At 55.8% G+C, this 8,660-nt stretch carries 8 protein-coding genes, 4 tRNA genes and 1 rRNA gene; all 13 read right to left on the minus strand.

Annotation, left to right across the window (positions count from 1 at the left end; genetic code table 11):
* On the minus strand, positions 1–218 hold a 218-nt coding region (locus tag ACSSVV_RS20520), incomplete at its 3' end, for a GTP-binding protein (RefSeq protein WP_228198187.1).
* Between the two features lie 52 nt (positions 219–270).
* Positions 271–346, minus strand: a tRNA-Thr gene (locus tag ACSSVV_RS20525).
* A 13-nt stretch (positions 347–359) separates the two neighbouring features.
* Positions 360–434, minus strand: a tRNA-Gly gene (locus ACSSVV_RS20530).
* Between the two features lie 10 nt (positions 435–444).
* A tRNA-Tyr gene (locus ACSSVV_RS20535) sits at positions 445–528 on the minus strand.
* A 40-nt stretch (positions 529–568) separates the two neighbouring features.
* A tRNA-Thr gene (locus ACSSVV_RS20540) sits at positions 569–644 on the minus strand.
* A gap of 31 nt (positions 645–675) precedes the next feature.
* On the minus strand, positions 676–1,320 hold the full coding sequence (locus ACSSVV_RS20545) for a hypothetical protein (protein ID WP_023012027.1): 645 nt from the start codon (positions 1,318–1,320) through the stop codon (positions 676–678).
* The gene (locus tag ACSSVV_RS20550; RefSeq protein WP_023012026.1) at positions 1,320–2,048 is read right to left on the minus strand and encodes a type III pantothenate kinase; all 729 of its coding nucleotides are present in this window, start codon (positions 2,046–2,048) and stop codon (positions 1,320–1,322) included. Before ACSSVV_RS20550 ends, ACSSVV_RS20545 begins: the two co-directional genes overlap by 1 nt.
* Positions 2,045–3,004 carry a biotin--[acetyl-CoA-carboxylase] ligase gene (locus ACSSVV_RS20555; protein WP_454106935.1) on the minus strand — a complete coding sequence of 320 codons (960 nt, stop codon included), beginning with the start codon at positions 3,002–3,004 and terminating at the stop codon, positions 2,045–2,047. The genes ACSSVV_RS20550 and ACSSVV_RS20555 overlap by 4 nt, the downstream gene beginning before the upstream one ends.
* A 104-nt stretch (positions 3,005–3,108) precedes the next feature.
* Positions 3,109–5,502, minus strand: coding sequence for a DUF6160 family protein (locus ACSSVV_RS20560; protein ID WP_023012024.1), 2,394 nt, complete (start codon positions 5,500–5,502; stop codon positions 3,109–3,111).
* A 12-nt stretch (positions 5,503–5,514) separates the two neighbouring features.
* Positions 5,515–6,072, minus strand: a complete 558-nt coding sequence (locus tag ACSSVV_RS20565; protein ID WP_023012023.1) for a hypothetical protein — start codon at positions 6,070–6,072, stop codon at positions 5,515–5,517.
* Positions 6,069–7,028, minus strand: coding sequence for a hypothetical protein (locus ACSSVV_RS20570; protein WP_023012022.1), 960 nt, complete (start codon positions 7,026–7,028; stop codon positions 6,069–6,071). The genes ACSSVV_RS20565 and ACSSVV_RS20570 overlap by 4 nt, the downstream gene beginning before the upstream one ends.
* 107 nt (positions 7,029–7,135) lie before the next feature.
* Complete coding sequence (locus ACSSVV_RS20575; protein ID WP_023009394.1) at positions 7,136–8,338, minus strand: DUF6160 family protein; 1,203 nt, start codon at positions 8,336–8,338, stop codon at positions 7,136–7,138.
* A gap of 227 nt (positions 8,339–8,565) precedes the next feature.
* A 5S ribosomal RNA gene (gene rrf, locus ACSSVV_RS20580) occupies positions 8,566–8,660 on the minus strand; the annotation flags it as partial.

Below are 8,660 nucleotides of genomic sequence, written 5' to 3' on the forward strand. Positions count from 1 at the left end.
GAATCGTACTCTACGTGAGAGGTCGCGATGGTAATACCACGCGCACGCTCTTCCGGTGCGTTATCGATCTGATCGAAAGCACGGCTCTCGCCAGTACCCCAAACTTCGTGACACACACGAGTCAGGGCGGCTGTCAGAGTGGTCTTACCATGGTCAACGTGACCGATGGTGCCCACGTTTACGTGCGGCTTGTTACGCTCAAACTTTGCTTTAGACATTTCGACCAATCTCCCTAATCAACCAGGATCGCAACGTTGACCGGATAAAAAATGGAGCTCATGACCGGAATTGAACCGGTGACCTCATCCTTACCAAGGATGTGCTCTACCGACTGAGCTACATGAGCATTAAAACCAAATTGGAGCGGGCAGCGGGAATCGAACCCGCGTCATCAGCTTGGAAGGCTGAGGTAATAGCCACTATACGATGCCCGCGAGCAATTAGTGGTGGAGGGGGCAGGATTCGAACCTGCGAAGCTTTCGCGTCAGATTTACAGTCTGATCCCTTTGGCCACTCGGGAACCCCTCCCGAACAAATCCGCAAAAGCGAACCTGCTTAAAACTTAAAGTGGAGCTGGCGGACGGAATCGAACCCCCGACCTGCTGATTACAAGTCAGCTGCTCTACCAACTGAGCTACGCCAGCTCACATTCGCCTGTTCAGCGAGGGCGGTATACTACGGATTTTTTTCCGGCCTTGCAACACCTTCACAAGCATTGCTTTCAACGAAATCGAACTCGTAACCGGTTTCCGCTTCAACCGCTTGAACCCATTCACTTTCTGCCATGGATTCAACCTCAAAAACGAGCGCGTATCCTAAACGATTTCGAGGGAACTTGGCCAGCACTACATTCAGATTTGCCTGTTTTTTTTCTGCCATTACCGATTGCGCAGCCTCAAGGGATTCGAACAGCCCCAGGGAAATGGCGTTACGGTACTCTCCACGGGAAACAATGTACGATTCCACGCCCTGAAGATAGAGCTCACGGAACTGGGCTCGCGCTGCTTCCGGCGGCTGCGGAGGAATCAATACCCAATGCAGGGGCGGTAACTCCTTCTCAACCTCAACAATGCCGACTTTATGCTTGAGACCGGCCGCCACATTCTCGGCGTCATCCCTCGCATCAAACATTCCGAGCGTTATCCGTAGACAACTCTCTTCCCGGGAGAGGCTCTCCATGGTCTCGGAAGCCACTTTCAGACTGGAGACACGTGGCAGGGTTCCAGATGAAACGCCGACATAACGGGATGGCTCGATCCAGGCCGGCACAAACCAAACGGCCAGATTGAGAGCTGCCAACAGAAACGCCAGCCACTTCATCACAGAACGCCCGCGCTGGCGATTCGCTCAAGACCGTCAAGCACCATACCCTCAACTACGTTTGCCTCAAGACCAAGGGCCTGCAAACGCCGGGCATCGCCACCGGTCAGATAGATCGCAGAGAGTCCAAAGGCTTTTGCATCGCGATGAATCCCCTGGACAAGGGCCTCGGTGAGCCAGGCCAGACCGTGGTTGACGCATTCGCCGGTCGATTGTCCCGGGCGGGTGTCGAGTTGCTCACTCTGCTCAAATCCAATTCGTGCCGCATCCACTTTCAGACTACGGCGCATCATCTGGAGCCCAGGAAGAATGTAGCCACCGAGGTGTCGCCCGCCGGCATTCACATAGTCCACGGTGACGGCGCTACCAGCATCGACAACGGCGAAAGAAGCCTTACACCTGACCCAGCCTGCCAGCATGGCATGCCATCGATCAGCCCCCATGCGCGACACATCCCCATAGGAATTGGACAGGCCATCGCGCGTCGACTCAGCCCAGCAATATTCAACAGGCACCTTGGCCCGGGCAAGCAACAGTTCATGAAGTTGCGCGCGGGCGCTTTCCGAGGCCACCGTCGACACCAGAATTCTGTCAATGTCAGACCAGTAGCCTGAAAGTCCGATCAGGGGCTCAGCATCTGCCATGACCGCTGCCCCTTCAAGAGGGCCGCCTGTTCCAGTCAGTCGCCATTTCAGGCGGGTATTACCAGCGTCAATCAACAAAATCATTCAGACACCCGCAAACTGATATCGCCCGCCCGCACCGGTATTTCGCCCTCTGCTGTTTTCAGGAGGTAGTTCCCGGTTTCGTCGATACCGCCTCCCACGCCCTTTAATTCACCGTCACGGGTGACGAGGGGCAGGCCGTTAAAGATATCACGGCGCTGCCAGCGCTCCCGGAATTGCCGGAAGCCGCCAGCCTCAAATTCTGTCACTGCTGCCAGAATGTGAGTAATCATCCCGGCAGCGAGTTGGTTGCGAACCCAGGCCTGGTCTGGCCAACGCTTGTCCAGGCTCGTCCAGGGCTGATCAACGTCTTCAGCTTGAGTCATATGCACGTTGATACCGATTCCTGCGATCACCTGAACACAACCTTCCTGGAGTTCGCCCTGGATTTCTACCAGGATCCCACCAAATTTCTGGCCCTGGGCAAACAGGTCATTGGGCCACTTGAGCCCTACCTCACCGCCCCCTACCTGCTCAATGGCATTGGCGACGGCAACGCCCAGGGCCAGACTGAGGCCATCCAGGGCCGAGAACCCACCTTTTATCGACAACCCAAGGCTCAGGTAGAGGTTCTGGCCCTTGGGGCTGGCCCAGTTCCGACCTCTTCGACCACGGCCGGACGTCTGACAGTCAGATAACACCACCGGGAGTGGCGCCGACGTCAGTAGGCGCGCAACCTCGGCGTTTGTGGAATCCACTTCATCCAGAACAGTGAGCTGTATCCGCTCTCGAACCGAAGCATTGAGCTGACCAAGAATGATGTCACGGTCAAGCAGGTCCAGTGCGGACACCAGCTGGTAACCCTGCCCGCGAATGGTCTGTATGTCAGTTCCGTCGGCGATAGCCTTGCGGATATGCTTCCACACCGCCGTCCGGGAAACGCCCAGCTTCTGGGCCAGCGATTCACCGGAATGGATTTCACGATCACTGAGCAGGGACAGCAATGCATTGGATTTCATCAATGAGCTTCCAGACGGGGAATAAACAAGCCCGGATTAAACAACAGGAGGGGATTGAAAAGCAAAGGGGCAGCACTGGCCTTGCCCCTTTACCGGTCGCGACGTCAGGGGATAGGTGTCGCGGTCAGGTTTGCGCGAATATTCACGTTCTGCAGCACGGCGCCGAACACGGCGGTCTGGGCGCCACCCACAGGATGAACCAGATCGATATTATTTATGGTCAGTTCCTTGAAACGGGTTTCCGCCTTGACCGCGAATCCCAGTGGACGGTTCAGGCGATCAGCCTCCGAAGGAGAGGACACATACCGATAACCCTGGGGGGCCGAGGCATCCATAATCTTTTCATCTCCACGGGCGCCATTCACCCCCAGCGAGTCCGCTCCATTTTCTTTCTTCACGACTCGGGTCTGGTAAACGTCAACGGATAGATCGGTTTGAATACCGTAGGTATTGTCGTCGACGCCATCACCATCGAAATCACCACCGTCACTCGTGTAAATATTGTCCAGAACCAGGCGGGTTCCGGAACCATTCACGGCCCGCCCCTGGCCATCGACGGTCCGATTGGTTTCCCACAACAGCGAATTCCGCTTCTCGCTGCTCTGAGCACGGGCGAGGATGTTCTTCATCTCGATCGTGACACCTTCCTCGCCCCGCATTTCCCACTCACCGCCCGATGCCGAACAGGCCGAGGCCGACGCACCAGCGCCACCCACACAGACGTTGCCGGCACCACCAGGCTTGATCAACGTCGTGCTTCCCTGTTCAAAACGCTGGATCTTCAAACGCCCAAGGCTCTCTCCATCGACCCCATTACCGATCCGGACATTGCCGATATCCATGGTGCTCCAGGACTCTTCCGTTGCCAGCGCCAATCCTTCATCGGTAACATCCAGAGTCATGTTACGAACATGACCATCATAGGTCATATCGGTCAGCCAGAGACCTTTCTGGGGCTGCTCACCGTTACCTTCGTCATAAGGAGCGGCAATCACTGCAGCACGACCGTCACGAATGTGAATATCCGAATTAATCGTCAGGCCCTCACCGGAAGCGCCACCGGCTCCGAGCGTCATATGGCCGTCCAGCGTAAAGTCGTAGGCGGGATAGATGCCGAGCGCCAACAACAACTCTGTGCCACCCTGCAATGGCGCGTCATCACTGCCAACGCGCATACCATTAATTCGGTAACCGGCCTTAAGCCCCTCGAAACCAATACGCAAACCGTCATAGAATCGGGTTTCACCCTGGACACCGTCACGGGTGACATTTACGGTGATATCGCCCTGCCCCCAGGACTGAAGCCCACTGATAATCACCCTGTTGCCGTCCTCGGTATAGCTCAGATCAGAAAGCCGGAGGCTCCACTGAGCAGCCAGTCTCAAACCCTGGGCACCGGCATCGGCATGGCCTCCGCCCTGCAGATAGAGCGCATTGGTGTAGTTGCGACCACCAAATACCTGGTCTTCCAACAGAAAGCTCAGGTTGAAGGCCCCAAAGCTCTTACCAGCACCGCCAATCTCAATGGCTCCGACCTCAAACTCGCCTTCCATTCGCCCAAGCGTTAAACCCACTGCCGGACGGCCCCGCCAGTCCTGATCCACATCCAGGCGCAGATCCTGAATACGGTAGGCGCCAGTGATGTCTCTCAAGGCGAGGGAATGACCATCATCGTGATAGAGGAAAGACGCGCTATGAATGGTTGTCTCGTTATCAAACCTCAAACCCTCCCCTGCGCGGCCTCCTGCGGATATATCGGTCGTTGAGGAGAGTTCGTACTGGCCAGAGAGACCGCCATAGCTGGGCAACAGGTCACCGTTACTATTGGTGCTACGGCCATATATCGCAGGATCGCTGGAATATCGAATAGCACCGACCTGCCAGCTACCAGTCACTCTGGGAGCCGTCAGTTCCAGGGTCTGGCCCACCCTTTCCAGAGTTACCCCCAAGGCCTCAACGGACATCGTAATATCGTCCAGAAACACCGAATTGCCGTTGGTTCTGTAGCCCAGGCGGCCGCCCGTCATGGTGTACGCGGAATCAAATTCATAGCCATTTCCACCAGCGGTCTGCTGGCGCAGGCTCAAGGTGCCTTGAAGGCTATGGTCAAAGAAAATACCCCCCATGCTGACACCCGGCGCGCCGGCCAGCCTAATGTCCGAGAATTCGACCCGCCGGTCTTCCACCAGGTATTCAAGATTCAACGCGGCATCGCTGCCAATGTCGATCCTGGTTCGGTGAAATGCGCCCTGCCCGGGCACCTCGGAGGAACCCACACGCATACCTTCCAGATGGACGCCCTTTCCATCGTCGTAATAGGAAAGCTTGTCGGCGGCCATGGTCAGGTCAGTTTCGATGGTAATCCCGCTCTGGCCTCGTATCTCAGACAGCGCCCGGTCATCAAGGCTCTGGAGATCTGCAGCGGTTATCATCGAATAGCTGCCCAGGCCCAGGACGACCGTACTCAGGGGCAGGATTCCGGAAAGCTTACGAGTCATGATGCCTCCTGGCTAAGGGGTTCCATCCGGAAAAACCAGAAGGTTACCCTGCATGATCACGTCCCCCTGCATTTCCACCGCAAAGATGTCGGTTTGCTGAAAGCCGGGGTCAGTTGGTCGTGGCGTGCTACTGGAAGCGATTTTGAACTGTACGTCAGAAAACCGGACAACATTTGGCAAGCCCAGCTCAATCACATCACGGTCAAAGAGTGCACCATCCCCCCCAAAGCCGGAATCGATCGAACGCACCCTCAGGGTCAGACCCTCAAAGGCGAACATCCCCCGAATTTCATCCAGTACCATCCATCCGCCATCCTGCTTCAGCCGATAGGCAAAGCGAGCACCGCATTTCTTATCTGCCTCGTCACACCGGCCAAAGTAGTTGTTCTGAACCGGACCTCCCATTTCGTTGATGCTGATATCGCCAGACAGATAGATCCCCCCCTGACCGGAGATATCAGCCAGGGCCTCGTCCGCGAGCGGCGACATCTCGGAATACGCCAAGGCGGGAAGCAGGGCCGTAAAGAGCAGGCAAAACCGGGTAGCTGAACAACAAGTCAGACGGATCATGGCGCCAAGTCCTTGGTTCTGATTTCCAGGTGCTGAATGAGCATTCCTTCGATGCGGGCGGAGCCAAAATCCCGGTCACCGACACCAAAGTTGCCAATCCGGAGATTGCTCCGGTATTCCGGATTGGTGTAATAGGCTTCATAGAAGTCCCAGGTTGCGGTATCACTGCCATCCCGAAGCCCATTGGCGGCAATCTGCCCGGGTGCCGGTGCAGTAATAGCATCAACCTCCAGCACGAAATTACCCGTACCGTCGACATCAAAAAACACAGGCTGAAGCTCGTTACCGATCGCCAGTTGAAGGACAAAATCGGACATGGTGATGCGGGAGCCACACTCGCTGCCATCCTGAGTACAGGCGTTGATGGTCAACTCCGGAGAGTAGAAGTTCAGCTTGAACTGGCCGGCCATTTGCTGGCGCGCGTCATCACCCCAGAGACGCAGGTAGCTGCCGTCAATTACGGCACTTTTAGCATGGATATTCAGGTTGGCAGAGCGGTCGTCACCCACCGCGACATTCATCTGCATTCCCATATCGGCTCGCTCGCCGATCCAGGATTCAGTTGCGGGGCGGCTTGAACAGGTACCGCTTCCGGCAGCCGCTGAGCCACCCAGGCAATCGTAACCCTCGGCCGCACTGAGCATCGAGGGCGCGGCGATTTCCAACACCGATTTATCTCTGACCCCGATCGTGTTGCCATCCACCACGTCAATTCGCCAGGGATGCAGTAAACGCCCCAGGTTGACCGGGGTCAGATTCTGACCATAGGCGGAATCAGCGCCCGCGATGTACAAGTGATTCACGGTGATATCCACGTCCTGCCCGTCCGTGCTTTTGATGCCCGTGATTCGGAATATACGGGCCTGGTTGCCATTGGCATCCGGCGCGTCGGTTCCATGGGAGAAGGCAAAGTTATCGAGAACCAGGCCTATGCCGGCGCCATCGATCTCGGACATCTCGGACTCATTAAGAGTCACCATCTCAGCCTGGAGGGGCAAAGACCACAAGAGCGCTAACGACAACATTGAAGTGCAGGGGAAGTTGCAGAACCCAAATCCTCTCATCAGAACAGCCCCCGGCCACGGTCTATGTACTCAGTCCGATAACGGTCCGTGCCGTACAACGCCTCATTCAGGTTTACCTCGGTGGCGCCATTGGGGATATTGAAGAATGCACCGGACGTCGCCCGAATAAAGTCCTCCACCGTGATATCGGTTTTCTTGACGTCCTTGAGCCAATCCAGATCTTTGGTCTGAAACGAAATAAAAGCGCCATCGGCGGGACCGGTAATTCGCCGCTCACCATTGACCTCCTCAACCTGGCCAATCGGGAAACTGTTGTAAATATCCAGATCAAAGCAGGAGTCTATTCCCAGCACCATGCAATCCTGGGCATAGACATAGATGTCACCAGCACCGCAGCTGAAGAAGGAACAATCCGGCACCTCAATCTCCGAACTGGATCCCCAGCCAATCAGGTTCTTCAGAGACCAGCGGGTGAATCCGGCGGCACCTTCAAGAACGAACTTTTCCCCGTTCGGAATACCGATATACTCCGCACGAATGGGATCAAGCTCGCCAATGCGCGGGTCATCTTCCGCTCCATAGACCAGCTGCGCCTTGGTGGCGAGCGGACTGCCCGATTCGAGCAAAGGGGTGAGCAGTACAATCAACTGGTCGAAGAAATTGCCGGTGGAGTTAGCCTCCCGCAACCCTTCACCCCGATCGATGATGTCGACATTGACGTTGCCCGTCAGCGTTTCGATCTTTCCGGAAAGAATGCCCATGGACTCGCCAAAGCCAAGGCGAACACCTACCACCTCATTGGTGGTTTCATCAAAGGCAAACTCGAAGAACGGGCTATCGATCATGAACGGAACAATCTCATTCTCGCCATAGGCTGAGCCATCGGGGCGATATTGTCGCGGAGCATCAGGGTTCTTGCTGTAGTAGGCCTGGTTATTGATGTACCCGAGCGCAAAATCGCGGATCAGCACATCGGAAGAACCCTGCTTCTCACCCGCTCGCTCATATCGCCCCATCTCGAGAACATCAACATTGGTCTGGATTTCGATATCCATACCGAGATTGACACGGGTATAGGAGGTATTTTCGTTGGGATCGGGATGGTACTGGCGGTCTATGGAGACAAAGGCCTGACCTGTCACCTCGGACAGCTCGGCATCAGAAATGGGCTGCAAATCTGCATGGGCAGCCGAAGACAGCACCATGGACAGCGCGAGGAATAGTCTTTTACGTGTACTCATAGCCATACCTGCCCGCCGTTTGTTGTTATTGACGGCAATGATCGAATGACTGATGAGTGTCTCTGAAGCTGGCTTTTTAGTCTTTTTTTCTGCCAGTCTTGAGGGAATGCTAACGCTATTTACCGAGCGTAACTGTGCGCCTGATCACAGGGTCATGTCTGCTCGCTTTTCTGCAGGCAATAAAAAACCCCCGGCAGCAAAGCTGTCGGGGGTTTTAGGCATTAGGAGCCTGACGATGACCTACTCTCACATGGGCAACGCCACACTACCATCGGCGCAGGTCTGTTTCACTTCTGAGTTCGGGATGGGATCAGGTGGTTCC

Source organism: Marinobacter sp. MBR-105, assembly GCF_053628895.1.